16 protein-coding genes and 1 tRNA gene are annotated in these 19,358 nt (G+C 69.8%); all 17 read left to right on the forward strand.

The annotated features are described in order from the left end of the window. Positions 1-247: 247 nt before the first annotated feature. The 17 genes from AC1RS9_RS01750 to AC1RS9_RS01830 all read left to right on the forward strand — a co-directional run bounded on the left by AC1RS9_RS01750 (position 248) and on the right by AC1RS9_RS01830 (position 19,303). On the forward strand, positions 248-1,600 hold the full coding sequence (locus tag AC1RS9_RS01750; RefSeq protein ID WP_074040418.1) for a hemolysin family protein: 1,353 nt from the start codon (positions 248-250) through the stop codon (positions 1,598-1,600). Further along, positions 1,597-2,703: a hemolysin family protein gene (locus tag AC1RS9_RS01755; protein WP_006945979.1), complete on the forward strand. Its 1,107-nt coding sequence runs from the start codon at positions 1,597-1,599 to the stop codon at positions 2,701-2,703. The genes AC1RS9_RS01750 and AC1RS9_RS01755 overlap by 4 nt, the downstream gene beginning before the upstream one ends. Positions 2,704-2,763: 60 nt before the next feature. Further along, positions 2,764-2,835: transfer RNA gene (locus AC1RS9_RS01760), tRNA-Arg, on the forward strand. 373 nt (positions 2,836-3,208) lie between these two features. After that, positions 3,209-3,934, forward strand: a complete 726-nt coding sequence (locus AC1RS9_RS01765; protein ID WP_143181235.1) for a hypothetical protein — start codon at positions 3,209-3,211, stop codon at positions 3,932-3,934. 133 nt (positions 3,935-4,067) lie between these two features. Further along, positions 4,068-5,435, forward strand: a complete 1,368-nt coding sequence (gene lysA, locus AC1RS9_RS01770; protein ID WP_074040420.1) for a diaminopimelate decarboxylase — start codon at positions 4,068-4,070, stop codon at positions 5,433-5,435. Between the two features lies 1 nt (position 5,436). After that, entirely contained in the window at positions 5,437-6,789 is a 1,353-nt protein-coding gene (locus tag AC1RS9_RS01775; protein WP_074040421.1) for a homoserine dehydrogenase, read from the forward strand. Position 6,790: 1 nt separating this feature from the next. After that, a complete protein-coding gene (gene thrC / locus AC1RS9_RS01780; protein ID WP_074040422.1) occupies positions 6,791-7,894 on the forward strand; it encodes a threonine synthase in 1,104 nt (367 codons plus the stop codon). A gap of 2 nt (positions 7,895-7,896) precedes the next feature. Beyond that, positions 7,897-8,865 carry a homoserine kinase gene (thrB, locus tag AC1RS9_RS01785; protein ID WP_083603896.1) on the forward strand — a complete coding sequence of 323 codons (969 nt, stop codon included), beginning with the start codon at positions 7,897-7,899 and terminating at the stop codon, positions 8,863-8,865. A gap of 337 nt (positions 8,866-9,202) precedes the next feature. After that, entirely contained in the window at positions 9,203-11,299 is a 2,097-nt protein-coding gene (rho, locus tag AC1RS9_RS01790; RefSeq protein WP_216343058.1) for a transcription termination factor Rho, read from the forward strand. Between the two features lie 229 nt (positions 11,300-11,528). Next, complete coding sequence (gene rpmE / locus AC1RS9_RS01795) at positions 11,529-11,744, forward strand: 50S ribosomal protein L31 (protein WP_006945964.1); 216 nt, start codon at positions 11,529-11,531, stop codon at positions 11,742-11,744. A 111-nt stretch (positions 11,745-11,855) separates the two neighbouring features. Next, positions 11,856-12,944, forward strand: coding sequence for a peptide chain release factor 1 (gene prfA / locus AC1RS9_RS01800; protein ID WP_062257153.1), 1,089 nt, complete (start codon positions 11,856-11,858; stop codon positions 12,942-12,944). Next, the gene (gene prmC / locus AC1RS9_RS01805; protein WP_074040424.1) at positions 12,941-14,392 is read left to right on the forward strand and encodes a peptide chain release factor N(5)-glutamine methyltransferase; all 1,452 of its coding nucleotides are present in this window, start codon (positions 12,941-12,943) and stop codon (positions 14,390-14,392) included. The genes prfA and prmC overlap by 4 nt, the downstream gene beginning before the upstream one ends. Before the next feature lie 239 nt (positions 14,393-14,631). Further along, the gene (locus tag AC1RS9_RS01810; protein ID WP_492920309.1) at positions 14,632-15,405 is read left to right on the forward strand and encodes a hypothetical protein; all 774 of its coding nucleotides are present in this window, start codon (positions 14,632-14,634) and stop codon (positions 15,403-15,405) included. A gap of 9 nt (positions 15,406-15,414) precedes the next feature. After that, complete coding sequence (locus AC1RS9_RS01815; RefSeq protein ID WP_492920311.1) at positions 15,415-16,332, forward strand: L-threonylcarbamoyladenylate synthase; 918 nt, start codon at positions 15,415-15,417, stop codon at positions 16,330-16,332. 10 nt (positions 16,333-16,342) lie between these two features. After that, positions 16,343-17,617 (forward strand): serine hydroxymethyltransferase, encoded by a 1,275-nt coding sequence (gene glyA, locus AC1RS9_RS01820; RefSeq protein ID WP_062257501.1) that lies wholly within the window; start codon positions 16,343-16,345, stop codon positions 17,615-17,617. A 16-nt stretch (positions 17,618-17,633) separates the two neighbouring features. Beyond that, positions 17,634-18,737 carry an MraY family glycosyltransferase gene (locus AC1RS9_RS01825; RefSeq protein ID WP_062257499.1) on the forward strand — a complete coding sequence of 368 codons (1,104 nt, stop codon included), beginning with the start codon at positions 17,634-17,636 and terminating at the stop codon, positions 18,735-18,737. A gap of 101 nt (positions 18,738-18,838) precedes the next feature. Further along, positions 18,839-19,303 (forward strand): Cg1360 family ATP-synthase-associated protein, encoded by a 465-nt coding sequence (locus tag AC1RS9_RS01830; protein WP_062257498.1) that lies wholly within the window; start codon positions 18,839-18,841, stop codon positions 19,301-19,303. The last annotated feature ends 55 nt before the right edge of the window (positions 19,304-19,358 follow it).

Raw genomic sequence — 19,358 nt, forward strand, 5'->3', positions numbered from 1 at the left:
TCCCGTTGCCCCCGCCATGACGCGGCGCGTGGCCGTGTCAGGCAGGAGCGAGGTGAACCACTCCACTGCCGTGTGGTACACGGCATACGTTGCCACCCTATCGCTCCCGCGCCGCCGCCGCGAGAGGCGGTCGGTGGTGAGGTGGCCCACCCCGGCGCGAGACTGCGCGGGCCTCGCCGGTCGAGGCCGGCCCGGGGGGTGGAACGAGCCCGGTGAACGGCTGCGCCCGTGGTAATTTCACTGCGTCATGACGCAGTGGATATTGATCCTCCTCGGAGTTGTCCTCACGCTCGGAACGGCACTGTTCGTCGCCACCGAGTTCTCTCTCGTCGCGCTGGATCGTCACTCCGTCCAGCGCGCCATCGACGACGGCGACGAACGCGCCCGCCCCGTCCTCGCCTCGCTGCGCGGGTTGTCGACGCAGCTGTCGGCCGCGCAGGTCGGCATCACCCTCACGACGCTGATCCTCGGCTTCATCGTCGAACCCAGCGTCGGTGCGTTGCTGCGCACCCCGTTGGCGGCCATCGGCGTCACCGGCGGCGCGGCCTCGGCGACCTCGACCGTCCTCGCGATGGTTCTCGCCTCCGCCTTCTCGATGATCTTCGGTGAACTCGTCCCGCAGTTCCTTGGTATCTCCGCGCCTCTTCGCGTCGCCGAGATCGTCGCGCGACCCGTACAGGTGTTCGCCGCCCTCTTCAAGCCGCTCATCGTCGTGCTCAACGGATCGGCGAACCTGCTGCTGCGCTCCATGGGCATCGAACCGCAGGAGGAACTGTCCGCGGCCCGCACGCCGCAAGAGCTGAGCTCCATGGTGCGTCGCAGCGCCGAGGCCGGCACGATCGAGGAGGGCACCGCGCACCTGCTGACGCGCTCGCTCAACTTCGGTGAGCGCACCGCGTCCGACGTCATGAGCCCGCGCGTGCGCTGCGAGGCCGTCGATCGCGACGCGACGGCGGATGACGTCGTCCGGCTAGCGAGGTCGACGGGCCACTCGCGCTTCCCGGTGCTGGGGGAGGACTGGGACGACGTCCACGGTGTCGTCCACGTCAAGAAGGCCATCGCCGTGCCCGTCGAACGCCGCGGCGATGTGCCCGTCACCGCTCTCATGGTCAAGCCGACTTTCGTGCCCGAGACGATCACGCTCGAACCGCTGCTCGTGCTCCTGCGTGGCGCGGGGCTGCAGCTCGCCATCGTCATCGATGAGTACTCCGGAACCTCGGGCCTGGTGTCGCTCGAGGACGTCATCGAAGAGATCGTCGGTGAGGTCAGCGACGAGCACGACAAGCTGCACGACGCGAGCCGTCACCTGCCCGACGGGTCCTGGACGGTGCCCGGGCTGTGGCGCCCCGACGAGGTCGTCGATCGCATCGGCGCGCCCGTGCCCGACGATCGCGCCTACGAGACGCTCGGTGGTTACGTCATGCAACAGGTCGGCCGCATTCCCGAGGTCGGGGACGAACTCATGCTGCCGGGATGGCGCCTGCGCGTCGTGTCGATGGACGGCCGGCGCGTCAACCGCGTCCGGTTCACCCCGGCGGTGCAGGGGCAGTCGATGGACGATGTCATCGGCGGCGCAACCCGGGCCGGTGAGGCCCGATGATGCTCTGGATCTCGCTCCTGCTGCTGCTCGGCAACGCGTTCTTCGTGGGCGCCGAGTTCGCCGTCATGGCAGCGCGGCGCTCGCAGCTCGAACCGATGGCCGCGGAGGGCTCGAAGCGCGCCTCTGCGGCGTTGGAGGCCCTCGAGAACGTCGCCTCGCTGCTCGCCTGCGCGCAGCTCGGCATCACGGTCTGCTCGGTGCTGCTGGGTGCCGTCGCCGAGGACGCGGTGCACCACCTCATCGCCGGCCCCCTCGAGGCGACGGGCATGCCGGACGGGCTGACGCACGTCGTCAGCCTGCTGCTCGCGCTGCTCATCGTCGCGTACTTCCACGTCGTGCTCGGTGAGATGGTGCCGAAGAACCTCGCCATCGCCGGGCCCGACCGGGCAGCGTTGCTGCTCGCGCCCGCACTGCTGTGGGTGACGAAGGCGATCCGCCCGCTCGTCACGGTGCTCGAGAACGTCAGCAAGGCCATCGTGCGACGCATGGGCATCGAACCGCAGGACGAGGCGGCCTCGACGTTCTCGACCGAGGAGGTCGAGATGATCGTCGAGGAGTCGCACCGAGAGGGTCTGCTCGAGTCGGGGCAGGAGCGCCGCGTGCGTGAGGCCCTCGAGTTCACCGACAAGGTCGCGAGCGACGTGGCCGTGCCGCTCGACTCGCTCGTCACGCTCTCGTTGGGCGCGACGCCCGCCGATGTCGACGCGATGGTCGCCAAGCACGGGTTCTCGCGCTTCCCGGTCATGACGACGTCGGGGGAGCTGCGCGGTTACATCCACCTCAAGGACGTGCTGTACGCGCAGGACGAGGCGTACACCGAGCCTGTTCCGCCGCGCCGCATCCGGCTGCTCGCGACGGTGCGTCCCGGGGACGAGGTCGAGGACGTGCTCGTCACGATGCAGAACTCGGGCGCGCACCTCGCGCGCGTCGTCGGTGACGACGGGCGCACGAGCGGTGTCGTGTTCCTGGAGGACGTGCTCGAGGAACTCGTCGGCGAGGTCGCGGACGCGACGCAGCGCTTCGACGCGCGCGCGTTGGCCGGAGCGTCGCGGGCCGAGTCGGCGTCGGTCGTCCGGGCTGACCAGGCGCGCCCGCGCGCGTGATGGTGCCTGCCGTCGCCGGGAACTGCTGGTAAGGTTTCGTCTCGCGCTCCTGGAGCGCATGCCCCCTTAGCTCAGGGGATAGAGCACCGCCCTCCGGAGGCGGGAGCGCAGGTTCGAATCCTGCAGGGGGCACAAGACGAACGGAGGCCCGATCCGGCCGCGCTTCGCGGCCGGATCGGGCCTCCGTTCGTCTTGCATCAAGCTCGAAGGATTCGGGAGGACGACGAGCGTAGCGAGGAGGACGGGTCCTGCAGGGGGCGTTGTCGCAGCCTGCGATCAAGCCGGCGTGGCATACCCTGGCCCGGTGATGTCGGCAGATCCTTGGGTAGCGCTGGATCGCGACGTCGGGGTGTCCGTCGCCTTTTCCGTGGATGCCGACGGGCGGGTCGTCACCCCCGCGCCGCGTGTCGCGGCGTCGCGTGAGCGCTCCGCCACCGATCAAGATGACTTGGGCCGGGCTCAGCGGATCCCCGCACTCATCACCGCGCACCTGGGGCTGTCGGCCGTGGCTCGACCCCCTGGTGACGTCGAGGTCGACCTGTCGTCGGACGGGTGGCTCGGTCGCTGCGGGGCCGAGACGGGCATCATCGCAGGAGGGGCCACAGACGTCCGCCGAGCCCGCCCGCCGCTGCGCTCCTTCGGCCAGAGCCTCACCTGGGACGCCGTCGCACAGGACGTCGGCCTCGACGCGCTCGTGTGGGCGTCGCTGCTGAGTGCGTCCAAGACGCCACCGCTGACGTTGGGGCAGCGCCTCGATGACCTGTCGAGCCGCCGTGACGCGAACCCCCTCGCTCGTGCCCGCCGTGCCCAGGCAGCCGCGATGATACGGCTCGAGGCCGCGACCGAACTGCTCGACAGCGGCGCCCCTGACGCCGACACCCTCGACGTAGAGCCCCTGGCCTACGGAGACGGCGCCGACACCCCGGCCCGCGACGACCTCGCCGTCGGCGGTTCTGCCGCTCTCTTTCGTTCGCCGGACGGTGGGGACCACGTCACCCCCGCACCGTTGCGGGTGGCTGTTCTCCTCACCTCCCGGGCGTTTCACGACGCGGCGCGCACCGGCCGCACCCGTCCTGCGTTGCTCGCGATCGACGATCTGGCGGTGGCGATGCTGCGTCACGTCGAGGCTGCGCCCGTCACGCGGACGGATGTGCCCGCGCTGAGCGCGGCCCGTAGCATCGTGCGAGAAACCCTGGACGCTGCCTGCGTCGCAGCGCCCGTGCCGTACTGAACGCGTCGATCCTCGATGCGGCCGGCGGCGGTGGGCGTGCGATCGCTGCGGGTCCGATCCGCGCGCAGCGGGGGCTGCCGGGCCGTCTCGGCGCAGCGCCGTCCCCCTCGCGAGAAGGCAGCAAGGAGACCACGTGAGCGTCAGGTCGGCCGCCCCCACGGGCGCCCTCGAGCAGATCGTGTGGCCGCGCACCGCGCGCCGCCGTGATGACGGCGTCGTCGAGATCGCCGGCATCGGCCTCGACGAGATCGCCGAACGCTTCGGCACGCCGACGTACGTCATCGACGAGGCCGACGTCCGCAGCCGAGCCCGTGCCTACCGTGAGGCGTTCGCGCGTGCGTTCGCGGCCATCGGCACCCAGGCGGACGTGTACTACGCGGGCAAGGCGTTCCTGTCGTCGCACGTCGCGCAGTGGGTCACCGAGGAGGGGCTGCGCCTCGACGTCTGCTCGGGGGGTGAGCTCGCGATCGCGAAGAAGGCGGGCGTGCCGGGCGAGAACATCGGCATGCACGGCAACAACAAGGGCGTCGCCGAGATCGACGACGCCCTCGCGTACGGCGTCGGGCGCATCGTCGTCGACTCGTTCGAGGAGATCGACCGCGTCGCCGACGCCGCTGCGCGCCACCACATCACGGCGCCTGTCATGATCCGCGTCAAGCTCGGCGTCGAGGCGCACACTCACGAGTTCATCGCGACGGCGCACGAGGACCAGAAGTTCGGTTTCTCCGCCGCCGACGGCCAGATCGGTGACGCCGTCGCCCGCGTCCTCGCCCGCCCGGAGCTTCACCTACTCGGCTTCCACAGCCACATCGGCAGCCAGATCTTCGAGTCCGCCGGCTTCAAGGAGGCCGCGACGCGCCTCATTGCCCTGCAGTTGCAGGTCGCGAAGGAGCACGGCGTCGAACTGCCGGAGCTCGACCTCGGCGGCGGTTTCGGCATCGCCTACCTGCCCAGCGACGCACCGCTCGACCCCGCCGAGATGGCGACGCAGCTCGCCGGCATCGTGCGCGAGGCGTGCCAGAACGCCGACGTCCCGGTGCCGCGCGTCTCGATCGAGCCGGGCCGCAGCATCGTCGGCCCCGGCGGCGTGACGCTGTACCGCGTCGGTACGGTGAAGCTCGTTCAGGCGAGCGACGACCTCGTGCGCACGTACGTCAGCGTCGACGGTGGCATGAGCGACAACGCACGCCCCGCGCTCTACCAGGCCGACTATCACGCGGCGCTCGCGAACCGCGGCGGCAGCGACGAGCTGACGCCGACCCGCATCGTCGGCAAGCACTGTGAGAGCGGCGACGTCGTCGTGCGCGACATCGACTTCCCGTCCGACACCCGTGACGGCGACCTCGTCGTCGTCGCCGCGACCGGCGCCTACTGTCGTGCGCTGGCCTCGCAGTACAACCACGTCCCGCGCCCGCCCGTCATCGCCGTCGCGGACGGCGACGCTCGCGTGCTGCTGCGCCGCGAGACGATCGACGACCTGCTCGCCCTCGAAGGGGAATGACATGACCACCACCGCATCCGCCATGCCGTCCGACTCGACGACCCCGCGCGAGCCGATCACGATCGCGCTGCTCGGCAGCGGCGTCGTCGGCACGTCCGTCGCCCGCGAGCTGACCCAGAACGCCGCCGATTTCGAGGCCCGTATCGGTGCGCCGCTGCAGATCGTCGGCGTCGCGGTGCGCAACACGCGCAAGGACCGCTCGGAGACGGGCCTGCCGGCCGACGCCTTCACGACGGACGCGCAGGCGCTCGTCGACGGTGCCGATATCGTCGTCGAGCTCATGGGTGGTGACGAGCCCGCCAAGAGCCTCATCACGCGCGCCCTGAGCAACGGCTCGAGCGTCGTCACGGCCAACAAGGCCCTGCTCGGCAGCGATGGCCCGGAGCTGTACCAGCTCGCGATGGATCACGGCGTCGACCTGTCCTACGAGGCCGCCGTCGCGGGCGCCATCCCGCTCATCCGTCCGTTGCGCGAGTCGCTCGCGGGCGATGGGGTGACGAAGGTGCTCGGCATCGTCAACGGCACGACGAACTTCATCCTCGACAAGATGCACCGCACCGGCGCCGACCTGCAGGACGTGCTCGCCGAGGCGCAGGAGCTCGGTTACGCCGAGGCCGACCCGACGGCCGACGTCGGGGGCTACGACGCGCAGGCGAAGGCCGCCATCCTCGCCTCCCTCGCGTTCCACACGCGCGTGCGCACGAGTGACGTGCACGTCGAGGGCATCATGAACATCACGGCGGAGGACATCACCGCCGCGCGCCGCGCGGGCTGCGTCATCAAGCTGCTCGCGATCGCCGAGAAGGTCGAACGCGGCGAGGCAGACGGGGGAGCGGGCGTCAACGTCCGCGTCCACCCCGTCCTGCTGTCGCGCTCGCACCCGCTCGCGAGCGTGCATGAAGCATTCAACGCGGTCTTCGTCGAGACGAAGCTCGCCGGGGAGCTGATGTTCTACGGCCGCGGGGCGGGCGGCGACCCGACGGCGTCAGCAGTCCTCGGCGACATCGTCCAGGCCGCGCACCACCGCGTCACCGGCGGGCGCGGTTCGGGGGAATCGGCCTACGCCGACCTGCCGATCCTGCCGATCGGCGAATCCCTGACGCGTTACGTCGTGCGCGTCGAGGTCGCCGACGAACCGGGCGTCCTCGGGCGCGTGACGAGCGCGTTCGGCGAGCACGGCGTCTCCATCGAGAGCATGCGCCAGGGCGTGCGCCGCTCCGAGGATGGCCTCGCCTCCCTCACCTTCATGACCCACCAGGCACCGGAGGCCGCGCTCGCGGCCACGGTCGACTCGATCAAGAAGCTCGCGGACGTCGACTGCGTCTCGTCCGTGCTTCGCGCAGAAGGAAACTGACATGGCTCACCTGTGGCGCGGCGTCATCACCGAGTACGCCGAACGACTTCCAATGCTCGACGGTGCTCCCGTCGTCACGCTCGGGGAGGGCGGCACTCCGCTCATCCCGGCGGAGAAGCTGAGCGAGCGGGTCGGTGCGCGTGTGTTCGTCAAGTACGAGGGCCTCAACCCGACCGGTTCGTTCAAGGACCGCGGCATGACGACGGCGATGTCGATGGCCGCGAAGAACGGCGCGAAGGCCGTCATCTGTGCCTCGACGGGCAACACGTCCGCCTCCGCCGCGGCCTACGCGACGAAGGCCGGCATGACGTGCGCCGTCCTCGTGCCCGACGGCAAGATCGCGATGGGCAAGCTCAGCCAGGCCATCGCGCACGGCGCGCAGCTGCTGCAGGTCGACGGCAACTTCGACAACTGCCTCGACGTCGCGCGCAAGCTTGCCGAGAGCTACCCCGTAGAGCTCGTCAACTCCGTCAACCCGGCCCGCATCGAGGGCCAGAAGACGGCCAGCTTCGAGATCGTCGACGCGCTCGGCGACGCGCCCGACATCCATGTCCTGCCCGTCGGCAACGCCGGCAACATCACGGGTTATTGGAAGGGCTACCGCGAGTACGCGGCGCCGTTCACGACCGTGGACGGCCGCGAGCTCGCCGCCGTCGCGACGAAGACCCCGGCGATGTGGGGCTTCCAGGCCGAGGGCGCCGCGCCGCTCGTCGCGGGCCACCCGTTCGACGAGCCGGAGACGATCGCAACGGCCATCCGCATCGGCAACCCCGCATCGTGGAGGCAGGCCGAGCAGGCCCGCGACGACTCGGGCGGCGTCATCGACGCCGTCAGTGACGACGAGATCCTCGCCGCGCACCGCATCCTGTCGAGCGAGGAGGGCATCTTCGTCGAACCGGCGTCGGCCGCCTCGATCGCCGGGTTGCTCAAGATGAGCGACGCGGACCGCGTGCCCGCGGGCGCGACGATCGTCTGCACCGTCACCGGGCACGGCCTGAAGGATCCGCAGTGGGCCCTGCGAGGCGCCGACGGCGACGACATCCAGCCCGAGCGCGTCTCCGCCGACGCCTACTCCGTGGCGCGCGCGCTCGGCCTCGACGCCTGACGATGGCCCGTTCGCTCAGCGCCTCCCGCCTCCGGCCGAGCCGCACGCCTCAGGTCGGGTCGACGGCGCACGTTCGCGTGCCCGCGAGCACGGCGAACCTCGGGCCGGGTTTCGACTCGATCGGCATGGCCCTCGACGTCTGGGACGACGCGCGCGCCGAGGTGACGGACCGCGGCCTCGTCGTCGACGCGCGCGGCAGCGGCGCCGGTGAGGTGCCGCTCGACGGCTCGCACCTCGTCGTGCGCTCGATGCGCGCGGCGTGGGAAGCGCTCGACGTCGCGCCGCCCGCAGGGCTGGAGCTGAGGTACACAGGCGCCGTGCCGCACTCGCGCGGCCTGGGCAGTTCGGCGACGGCGATCGTCGCGGGCGTCGCGCTCGCGACGGCGCTCGCCGGGCACGATCTCGACGACGCCGCGACGCTCGCGTTCGTCAATGACGTCGCCTCGAGCATCGAGGGCCACCCCGACAACGCGTCGGCCTCCGTCTACGGCAGCGTGACGGTGAGCTGGGCCGACGTGCTCGAGGGCCCCGACGCGCCGCGCGACTGGCACACCGCCGTCCTGCGCCCGCACCCCGATGTCGTGCCCGTCGTCATCGTCCCGGCGCAGCGCCTGTCGACGGCGACGGCTCGCGCCGCGTTGCCCGAGAGCGTCCCGCTCGCCGTGGCAGCGCGCAATTCGGGGCGCGCAGCGCTGCTGGCTCACGCGATCACCACCGAGCCGTCGCTACTCATGCCCGCGACGCTCGATGCCCTGCACCAGGAGCAGCGCCGTTCGGCCTACCCGGATTCGATGGCGCTCGTCGACGCGCTGCGTGACGCCGGCGTCCCCGCCGTCATCTCGGGCGCGGGTCCGACGGTGCTCGCGCTGGCATCACGTTTCGCCCTGAGCGCGGTGCACGATGTCGCTGGGGGCGGCGAGGTGCTCGAACTGAGCGTTCCGACGCGCGGAATCACCCCCATGTCGCGCTGATCCGCCGCCGGGGTGTACCGTTTTGGTGCACCCGGGTGGTGCTCGAGTTCGACCATGCCACACGACGCGACGCTGTCGTCGCGCCAGGCCCGTGACCTCTGGGTCACCGTTCTCGCCTCAGCCTCGCTGCAGGTCATCATTCGCTTCCAGGTGCGCTGTTCCCGTCTGTGCTGTCATTCCGACGGCGGGAACCAGGGGTCTGATCTGAACGGCCCCTGAACTTCATCCCGCCCGCGCTCTTCGTCGCGGGCCGAACGAGGGGGAAGGAACCTTCGTGTCAGAACAACCGTCTGCGCCCGCCCCGGCCCAGAGCAGCCCGCGCGGAGCGCTCTCCGCGATGCGTCTCGACGAACTCAAGCAGCTCGCGCAGAGCATGGGCATTCCCGGCATCTCCAAGATGCGCAAGGTCGACCTCGTGACGGCGATCCGCGCCGCGCGCGCCGAGGCCAACGGTGTCGGCGGCAGCCGCGCCAAGGCCGCGGGCGTCACCTCGACCGCTCCGACGGCCCGTCGCGCCACGAGCGAGCAGGCCGAGGCTGCGCCGTCTGCCACCGAGGCGCCCCGCCGTGAGCAGGGCGACGCTCCGGCGCCGCAGGATGACGAGCCCGGCCGCGCCACTCGTGACGCCGGCGCTCGCGAAGGCGACGCTGCCTCCCGCGAGGGTGAGCGTTCCACGCGCGACGAACAGGAGCAGCCGCGCGAGCAGCGCACCCGTCGTGGCCGCCGCGGTGGCGAGGAGCGCAAGCGCGCCTCCGAGAACTCAGGTTCCGACCAGGGCGACGCTCAGCGTGAAGGTGCCGCGCAGGACACCGGCTCCGAGAACGGCGCCGATGGCAAGACCGTCGATGGCAAGACCGTCGATGGCAAGAACGTCGACGCCAAGGACGACGCCTCGAACGGCGAGAGCCGTGGCCGTCGTGACGGCGAACGCGACGAGCGTCGTCAGCGCCGCGAGAACGGCTCGAACGAGCCCTCCGGTGACAAGAACTCCGACGGCGACGCTCGCCGCGAGCGTCGCGACAACAGCGACAGCGCCTCGGGCGAGAACGGCCGCGACAAGCGCGACAACCGCGACTCCGGCAACAACAGCGGCAACGGCGGCTCCAACCGTCGCGAGCGCAACAACGAGCGCAACCACAGCAACGATGACGACGAGCGCGGTGGCCGTCGTCGCCGTCAGCGCGGCCGCGACCGCGACCGCGACCGGGGCGAGCGCGGCAACAACCGTCGCGGGCGCAACCGCGACTACGACGACGACGCTCCCGAGGTGCGCGAGGACGACGTCCTCATCCCCGTCGCGGGCATCGTCGACGTCCTCGACAACTACGCCTTCGTGCGCACGACCGGTTACCTCGCCGGCCCGACGGACGTCTACGTCCCGATGAACATCGTGAAGAAGAACGGGCTGCGCAAGGGTGACGCCGTCACCGGCGCGGTGCGTGCGCTGCGCGAGGGTGAGCAGTTGCCGGCGCGTCAGAAGTTCAACGCGCTCGTGCGTCTCGACTCCGTCAACGGCATGACGGTGGAGCAGGCGAAGAAGCGTGTCGAGTTCGGCAAGCTGACGCCGCTGTACCCGCAGGAGCGCCTGCGTCTCGAGACGACCCCGAACGTGCTGACGACTCGCATGATCGACCTCGTCTCGCCTGTCGGCAAGGGCCAGCGTGGCCTCATCGTCGCCCCGGCGAAGGCGGGCAAGACGATGGTCATGCAGTCGATCGCCAACGCGATCACGACGAACAACCCCGAGTGCCACCTCATGGTCGTCCTCGTCGACGAGCGTCCCGAAGAGGTCACCGACATGCAGCGCGCGGTCAAGGGTGAGGTCATCGCCTCCACCTTCGACCGTCCGGCGACGGACCACACGACGGTCGCGGAGCTCGCCATCGAGCGTGCCAAGCGCCTCGTCGAGATGGGCCATGACGTCGTCGTGCTGCTCGACTCGATCACGAAGCTCGGGCGTGCCTACAACCTCGCCGCCCCGGCGAGCGGTCGCATCCTGTCCGGTGGTGTCGACTCGGCCGCGCTGTACCCGCCGAAGAAGTTCTTCGGTGCGGCGCGCAACATCGAGAACGGCGGCTCGTTGACGATCCTCGCGACGGCTCTCGTCGAGACGGGTTCGAAGATGGACGAGGTCATCTTCGAGGAGTTCAAGGGCACCGGCAACATGGAGCTCAAGCTCGACCGTCAGCTCGCGAACCGCCGCATCTTCCCGGCCGTCGACGTCAACAACTCGTCGACGCGTCGCGAGGAGATCCTGCTGTCGGGCGAAGAGCTCAAGATCATGTGGAAGCTGCGTCGCGTGCTCGCTGCCCTCGACCAGCAGCAGGCCGTCGAACTGCTCATCGACCGTCTCAAGAAGACGAAGAGCAACGTCGAGTTCCTCATGCAGGTGCAGCAGACGTCGAACATCAAGCTCGACGACGAGGACAACTGATCCACGCCTGACGACGTCACCTGACGACGCCCCCGAGACCCGACGCCCCTGCGGCGAGTGGTCACGGGCGCGATCGTGTCGGGCGGGGTGGCGGCGGGAATGATTCGTCCCACCTCGATGTTTTGAACCATGTCAGGCGATCTGGCAAGATTGTTTGTTGGCTTCCGGTTCACGTCCACCATCCCGGTGATGACGACCCGGCGGCATCCTCAACAGCTAGGAGAACCCCGTGAAGAAGAACCTTCACCCCGAGTACACCGCCACGACGGTGTCCTGCACCTGCGGCAACACGTTCGAGACGCGCAGCACGTCGAAGAGCGACAAGATGAACGTCGAAGTGTGCTCCAACTGCCACCCCTTCTACACCGGCAAGCAGAAGCTCATGGACACGGGTGGTCGTGTCGCCCGCTTCCAGGCTCGCTACGGCAAGAAGGACGCCAAGTAGTCTTCGCACCACGCCGACCCCAGCCCATCAGGGCGGGGTCGGCGTTTTGCATTCCCGTGGACGCCGCCTGCCGGCGCTGCGCCCCCATCACTTCAGTCCGCGAGGAGCGTCATGCTTGATTCCGCCGCCACGATCGTCGCCGAGTACGACGATCTCGAGAAGCAGCTGGCCGAACCGGCGACGCATGCGGACCCGACGCTGATGCGCCGCCTCAACAAGCGTTACGCGGCCCTCGCACCGACCGTCGCCGCTTATCACGCCTGGAAGATCGCGCAGGACGACCTCGGTGCGGCAGAAGAGCTGGCCGACGAGGACGCCGCGTTCGCCGCGGAGCTGCCGGCGTTGCAGACCCATCTGGAGGCGAGCGCCGACAAACTGCGCACGCTCCTGCTGCCGCGCGACGAGGACGATGAGCGCGACGTCGTCCTCGAGGTCAAGGCCGGCGAGGGCGGCGCCGAGTCGGCGCTGTTCGCCGGCGACCTCGTCCGCATGTACCTGCGTTACGCGGAACGCCGCGGTTGGAAGGCCGAGATTGCCGACGCGACCGACGCCGATCTCGGCGGGTACAAAGACGCCCGCATCACGGTCCGCGCGAAGGGGCTGCCCGAACCGGGCGAGGCCCCGTGGGCGCGCCTCAAGTACGAAGGCGGCGTGCACCGCGTGCAGCGCGTGCCCGTCACCGAGAGTCAGGGCCGCATCCACACGAGCGCGGCGGGCGTCCTCGTCATGCCGGATCTCGACGAGGACGACGACGAGATCGAGTTCGGCCCGAACGACCTCAAGATCGACGTCTATCGCAGCTCCGGCCCGGGTGGGCAGAGTGTCAACACGACCGACTCGGCCGTGCGCATCACCCACCTGCCGACGGGTGTCGTCGTCAGCTGCCAGAACGAGAAGTCGCAGCTGCAGAACAAGGAGTCCGCGCTGCGCGTGCTCAAGGCGCGGCTGCGTCAGATGGAGATCGAGCGCAAGGAAGCGGAGGCCTCGGCCGCGCGCAAGTCGCAGGTGCGCACGGTCGACCGCAGTGAGCGCATCCGCACGTACAACTTCCCCGAGAATCGGATCGCAGATCACCGCACGGGCTACAAGTCGTACAACCTCGACGCGGTGCTCGACGGCGATCTCGACGCTGTCGTCCAGTCGGCGCTCGACGCCGACGAGGCGGCGCGTCTCGCAGCAGTGGGGGAGTCGGGGGCGTGACGGCGTTGCGCGCGAAGCTGCGTCGTGCTGCGGCGCGGCTCGCGGATGCCGGCATCGAATCCGCGGATCGTGATGCGGCGCTGCTGCTCGCCCATGTTCTCGGGTGCGAGCTGGGCGAGGTGCGCCGTCGCGAGGTGCTCGGCCACGAGCTCAGCGACGGGGACATGGCCCGCTTCGAGGCGCTCGTCGACGAGCGCGCACGGCGTGTTCCGCTGCAGCACCTGACGGGTCGGGCGCCTTTCCGCAGCCTGGAGTTGCGTGTCGGCCCTGGCGTGTTCGTGCCGCGCCCCGAGACGGAGATGCTCGTCGATGCCGCCCTCGAGGCGGCCCCGCACGGGGGGCGCATCGTCGATCTGTGTACCGGATCGGGCGCCATCGCCCTGGCGATCAAGGCCGAGCGTCCCGACCTCGAGATCTACGCCGTCGAGCTCTCCGAAGAAGCGGCGGCGTGGGCAGCGTTGAACTGCAAGCAGAGTGGCCTCACTGTCAACTTGAGCGTTGAGGATGCGCGCCAGGCTCTACCTGAGCTCGAGGGCAGTTTCGACGTCGTCGTGAGCAACCCGCCGTACGTGCCCACCGGCATGGTGCCGATCGACCCCGAGGTTGCCGAGCACGACCCGGAGATTGCGCTGTACGGCGGTAGCGAGGACGGCCTTCGCTTTCCGCTCGAGATCGCCGAACGCGCCGCGCACCTGCTGAAGCCCGGCGGTCTGCTCGTCATGGAGCATGCAGACGCCCAGGGCGAATCCCTGCCCGAGGCGCTGCTCGATCGGCGTGGTTTCGAGTGGGCGCGGGACGAGGCCGACCTCGCCGGCAAGCCCCGCATGACGCTGGCCCGCCGTGAGGGCGGTTCGCGCTTCGAGGTGCCCACAAGCCCCGCAGAACGCCCGGTGAGGCGCCGCGCGACCGTCAGGCTGCTCGTGCTCGATCACGCCGGCGACGTGCTCCTCTACGAGGATTCCGACCAGGGCCTCACCCCGCCCGCGACGTGGTGGTCGACCCCGGGTGGCGGCATCGACCCCGGAGAGAGCGAACGCGACGCCGCGGTGCGTGAGTTGTTCGAGGAGACCGGTTTGCAGGTCGAGGCCGATGCCTTCGTCGGGCCGATCGCGCGGCGCCGCGTCGTCCACGGGTACTCCGATTCGGTCGTGCGTCAGGACGACGTGTTCTACGCCGTGCGCACGACACGCTTCGAGCCCGACCCGGGGGCGCTCACGCCCGAGGAGCAGGTGACGATGCAGCGCTGGCGCTGGTGGTCGGTTCGCGACCTCGAGACGACGAGCGAACGAGTGTGGCCACGCGAGATCGCGGCCCTCGTCAGCGCCCGGGCGACGCCGGACGCGACAGCGGGTAGCGCCACGTCTGTCGACGAACTGCAGCCCGACGAAACCGTCGCACTCGACGACGTCGAGGAGTCGACCGTCCCCGTCGCCCTCGGCCACCGCTGAGGCACACACCGCGAGGTCGGCGTCAGGGCCTGCGCCTCTTCTGATGTCGGTCTCGCACCGCCCCGCCCTGCGTCTCGGCCACCGTCACGATGTTGGCCGAGGACGCCGCGTCAGCGCGCTGGTGCGGCCTCGCCGACCGGCGGCGAGGACGTGTGCCCGCCACGGACCCGGGCTTAGAGTGGGAGCCGAATCGCGCCGCCCGCAGCGTGCTGGGCGGCCTCGGACGTGAGGAACGCACCATGGGGATCTTCGATCGTCTCTTCGGTCGTGGGGGAGCCCAGCCGGGCTTCGGTCAGCAGCAGGGATACGGGCAGTCCGCGTATCCGGCGCAGGGCAACCAGCAGCAGGGGTATGCCCAGCAGGGCTACCCGCGGCAGGCGTCGAACGCGCCTCGTCAGACGCCGGGCGCGTCGATGAGCGAGGACGAGCGCGCCATCGCCCGCTACGCGTACATGCTCAAGACGGCGCCGCCGGAGGAGATCGAGAAGGCGCACGCCGAGGCCTTCGCCAAGTTGACGCCGGAGCAGCGTCAGCAGGTGCTCACGCGTCTCGCGACCGACAGCCCGCAGGATGCTCCGCAGAGCGCAGACCCGCAGGCGCTGGCGCGGGCTGCGACTCGGGCCGAGATGCGTCAGCCCGGGTTCCTCCAGAGCTCGTTCGGTGGTTACGGCATGGGCGGCGGCTTCGGTCGCGGCGGCATGGGGATGGGGATGGGCGGCATGGGCATGGGCTCGATGCTGCTCACGAGCGTCGCCGGCGCCTTCGTCGGCACCGCCATCGCCCATGCGATGTTCGACGACTGGGGCAACGACTTCGATTCCCACGACATGCAGGACGCATATCAGGATGGCTACCAGGACGGTGGGGGCGACGGCGGCGGAAACGACGTTGCCGACGGTGGCGGATTCGACGGCGGCCAGGACTTCGCCGGGGGCAGCGACTTCGGCGGGTTCGACGGGGGCGACTTCGGTGGGGGAGACTTCGGGGGCGACATGGGTGGTTTCGACTTCTAGGAGAGTGGCGTGAGCCCCATTTTCGACGTTTCCGGTTCGGATGAGCGCGACCCCGCCATCGAGGCGGCGCACGCTGCCGTCGGCGAGGGCAAACTCGTCGTCCTGCCCACCGACACGGTGTACGGCGTCGGCGCCGACCCCTTCAACCCTGACGGCGTCGCGGCGCTGCTCGCGGCGAAGGGGCGTGGGCGCGACAAGCCGCCGGCCGTCCTCGTGCCGAACCCGGCGACGGTCGAGGGCCTCGCGATGAACGTGCCGTCCTACGCGCGTCGCCTCATGGATCGCTTCTGGCCGGGCGGGCTGACGTTGATCTTCCGTGCGCAACCGTCGCTCATGTGGGATCTGGGTGACACGAACGGCACGGTCGGGTTGCGCATGCCCGATCACGAGATGGCGCTCGAACTGCTGCAGGCGACGGGGCCGCTCGCCGTCAGCTCGGCGAACCGCACGGGCCAGCCGCCGGTCACGACGATCACGGAGGCCGGTTTCGCGTTCGGCCCGGCGGTCGAGGTTTATCTCGACGGGGGAACGTGCGACGACGGGTTGCCCAGCACGATCCTCGACTGCACCAAGCCCGACCCCGTCATGCTGCGCCGCGGCACGATCACTCCGGCACAGCTGCGTGAGGTGCTCGGGCCCATCGACCTGCTCGACTCGACGGGTGCGCCGCTGTCCGAGACACCCCAGGATGCCCCGGAAACGGACAACCCGCACCAGCACGAGTCGGCCTCGAACCCCGCGCCCGAGTCGACCGACGACGAGCGCACGGCCGAACGTCAGCGTCTCGAGGCCATGGGAGCTCGCGCGCGGGCGGGCGAGGCGACGCAGGCCATCCCGCTCGGCGGCATCGGAGCGGAACCGCCGTTCGAGCCCGAGAGCGTGACGAGCGTGGAGCTTCCTGGCCGCCCGGGCGAGCAGAACCACTAAGGTGGCGAGCATGACGACCCCGTTCTACGGCTCCGACTACGCCGCCCTCGAATCCTTCGACCCCGACATCGCCGGTGTCCTCATCTCCGAGCTCGACCGCCTGCGCGGCGGCCTGCAGCTCATCGCGAGTGAGAACATGTCCAGCCCGGCCGTCCTCACCGCGCTCGGTTCGACGCTGAGCAACAAGTACGCCGAGGGTTACCCCGGCCGTCGCTACTACGGTGGCTGCGCCGAGGTCGACAAGGCCGAGACGGTCGCCATCGAGCGTGCGAAGGCGCTGTTCGACGCCGAGCACGCCAACGTCCAGCCCCACTCGGGTGCTTCGGCGAACCAGGCCGTGTACGGCGCGTTCATGAACCCCGGTGACACGATCCTCGCGATGAGCCTGCCCATGGGCGGCCACCTCACGCACGGCACGAAGGTGTCGTTCTCGGGCAAGTGGTTCAACGCCGTCGGCTACGGCGTCGACCCCGAGACGGAGGACATCGACTACGACGAGGTCGAGCATCTCGCCAAGGAGCACAAGCCGAAGGTCATCCTCGCGGGCGGCTCCGCCATCCCGCGTCTCATCGACTTCGAGCGCTTCCGCGCCATCGCCGACGAGGTCGGCGCGATCTTCTGGGTCGACGCGGCTCACTTCATCGGTCTCGTCGCCGGCAAGGCGATTCCGTCGCCGGTGCCGCACGCCGACGTCGTCTCGTTCACGACGCACAAGGTGCTGCGCGGCCCCCGCTCGGGCGCCATCGTCTGCAAGGAAGAGCACGCGAAGGCGATCGACAAGGCCGTCTTCCCGATGATGCAGGGTGGCCCGCAGATGCACACGATCGCGGCGAAGGCCGTGAACTTCAAGGAGTGCGCGACGCCCGAGTACCAGCAGTACGCGAAGGACGTCATCGCCAACTCGCAGCGTCTCGCCGAGGGGCTCAAGGCCAAGGGCATCCGTCCGACGACGGGCGGCACCGACACGCACCTGTCGCTGCTCGATCTGCGTGACGTCGACGTCACCGGCGCTGACGCCGAACTGCGCTGCGACGTCGCGGGCATCACACTCAACAAGAACGCGATCCCGTTCGACCCGCAGAAGCCGAACATCGCCTCGGGCATCCGGGTCGGCACCCCGTCCGTCACGACGCAGGGCATGGGCCTTGCCGAGATGGACGTCATCGCCGACGTCATCCACCGCGCCGTCACCGAGACGGACGGCACGCCCGAGCACCCCGTCGCGCAGGAGATCCGCGAGCAGGTCACCGATCTCGTCACGCGTTTCCCCGCTTACCCCCGCTGAAATCTGACCGCCTGCCGTGCGTGAGTACGTCCTCATCAGCGTCGTCGCTGCGATCGTCACGTTCGTGATGACGCCGCTCGCACGGTGGTCGGCAGTTCGCTTCGGTGCGGTGACGCAGGTGCGTGCGCGTGACGTGCACGCCCTGCCGATCCCGCGGCTCGGGGGAGTGGCGCTGTTCGTCGGCTTCCTCGCCGCCGTCGGTGTCGCCTCGCGGCTGCCGTACCTGTCGCACGTGTTCGACAGTCGCGAAGCCATCGGCACGACGATCGCCGCGGCCATGATGTGCGGGCTCGGCGCGTGGGACGACTTCGCCGAGCTCAACTGGGCCATCAAGTTCGGTGGTCAGGCGCTCGCGGCCTGCGTCCTCGTCGTCTCGGGGGTGCAGTTCCTCTTCCTGCCGCTGGGGGAGCAGACCGTCCTGCCGACGCCGGTGCTCGTCGTGCTGTCGGTGCTCGTCATTCTCGTCATCGTCAACGCCGTGAACTGGGTTGACGGTCTCGACGGTCTCGCAGCCGGCATGGTGGGCATCGCCTCGTTCTCGTTCTTCGTCTACGCCTACCAACAGGCCGTGCAGTGGGGCGACAAGTCGGTGTTCACGACGTCAGCCTTCATCGCGGCGGCGACGGTGGGTGTCTGCGTCGGCTTCCTGCCGCACAACTTTCATCCGGCGCGGTTGTTCATGGGGGACGCCGGCTCGTTGCTCCTCGGCACGCTCATCGCGGCCGCCACGATCTCGTTCGCCGGCAACCTCGACCCGGCGGCCGTCTCCGGTTCGGGTGACGCCTCCGTCGCGTTCCTGCTGCCGCTGCTCGTGCCCCTCGCGATCCTCGCGGTGCCGCTGTGGGATTTCGCCGCGGCCATCGTGCGTCGCCTGCGCTCCGGGCAGAAACCGTGGGAGGCGGACGGTCGCCACCTGCACCACCGCATGCTGAAGATCGGGCACACGCACCGCGCGGCCGTGCTCATCCTCTACCTGTGGTCGATCGGCATCGCCCTCGGCCTCGTCTCGATGGCGTACTGGCCCGTCGAGCGCTCGCTCGCCGCCCTCACGGGGCTGACGGTCCTCGCCTTCGCGCTGACGTGGGGGCTGCCCCGTTGGCGACGCCGCAAGGCCTTGTGATAGTTTTCACAAGCAGGTTCAGGTGATGGATTCACCCTGGTGACGAGCCCGAACCCGACGACGTGATCCCCGCGCCAACGCAGATTGTGAGCCCTTCCTCCATGGACTCCGCCTCCACCTCGCACCCGGTGACCAACGTGTCGCCGTTCGCTGCGATGCTGCGTGATTCGCTCGTGCCGAGTGCCGCAGTGGGCGTCGTCTGCGCGGTCGTGTTCGCAGTGCTCAACGGCGTGGCCGGGGGAGTGTCGTCACTGTTCGGCACGGTTCTCGCCCTCGCCTTCTTCGCGAGTGGTCTGCTCGTCCTTCGTACGCTGCGCACGCTCAGCCCGGTCGCCATCATGGCTGCGGCGATGGCGGTCTTCTTCGCCCAGGTGATCGTTCTCGGCGTCGTCCTCGTCCTCGCGACGAAGGTGGAATCCCTCGACGGGCCTGCAACGGGCATCACCGTCGCCATCGTGGTCGTGGCCTGGCAGATCTTCCAGGTGCGCTCGTTCATGCGGACGCGGCAGTACGTCTACGACCCGGACGCGTCAGGCGCTTCGACGACGAGCGGCGGCTCCCAGTGAACCGCGGCACAGCGTCGGGTAGGATACGCAGTGTCTCCGGCGTGCACCTCGAGCC

Source organism: Dermacoccus sp. MPR-E5 (genome assembly GCF_058809565.1).

Excerpts from the sequence above, each read along its gene's own strand:
- AC1RS9_RS01750 (WP_074040418.1), top strand. The coding sequence starts at position 248 with ATGACGCAGTGGATATTGATCCTCCTCGGAGTTGTCCTCACGCTCGGA.
- thrB (WP_083603896.1), top strand. The coding sequence starts at position 7,897 with ATGGCCCGTTCGCTCAGCGCCTCCCGCCTCCGGCCGAGCCGCACGCCT.
- AC1RS9_RS01830 (WP_062257498.1), top strand. The coding sequence starts at position 18,839 with ATGGACTCCGCCTCCACCTCGCACCCGGTGACCAACGTGTCGCCGTTC.
- prfA (WP_062257153.1), top strand. The coding sequence starts at position 11,856 with ATGCTTGATTCCGCCGCCACGATCGTCGCCGAGTACGACGATCTCGAG.
- AC1RS9_RS01775 (WP_074040421.1), top strand. The coding sequence starts at position 5,437 with ATGACCACCACCGCATCCGCCATGCCGTCCGACTCGACGACCCCGCGC.
- glyA (WP_062257501.1), top strand. The coding sequence starts at position 16,343 with ATGACGACCCCGTTCTACGGCTCCGACTACGCCGCCCTCGAATCCTTC.
- thrC (WP_074040422.1), top strand. The coding sequence starts at position 6,791 with ATGGCTCACCTGTGGCGCGGCGTCATCACCGAGTACGCCGAACGACTT.
- AC1RS9_RS01755 (WP_006945979.1), top strand. The coding sequence starts at position 1,597 with ATGATGCTCTGGATCTCGCTCCTGCTGCTGCTCGGCAACGCGTTCTTC.
- AC1RS9_RS01810 (WP_492920309.1), top strand. The coding sequence starts at position 14,632 with ATGGGGATCTTCGATCGTCTCTTCGGTCGTGGGGGAGCCCAGCCGGGC.
- rho (WP_216343058.1), top strand. The coding sequence starts at position 9,203 with ATGCGTCTCGACGAACTCAAGCAGCTCGCGCAGAGCATGGGCATTCCC.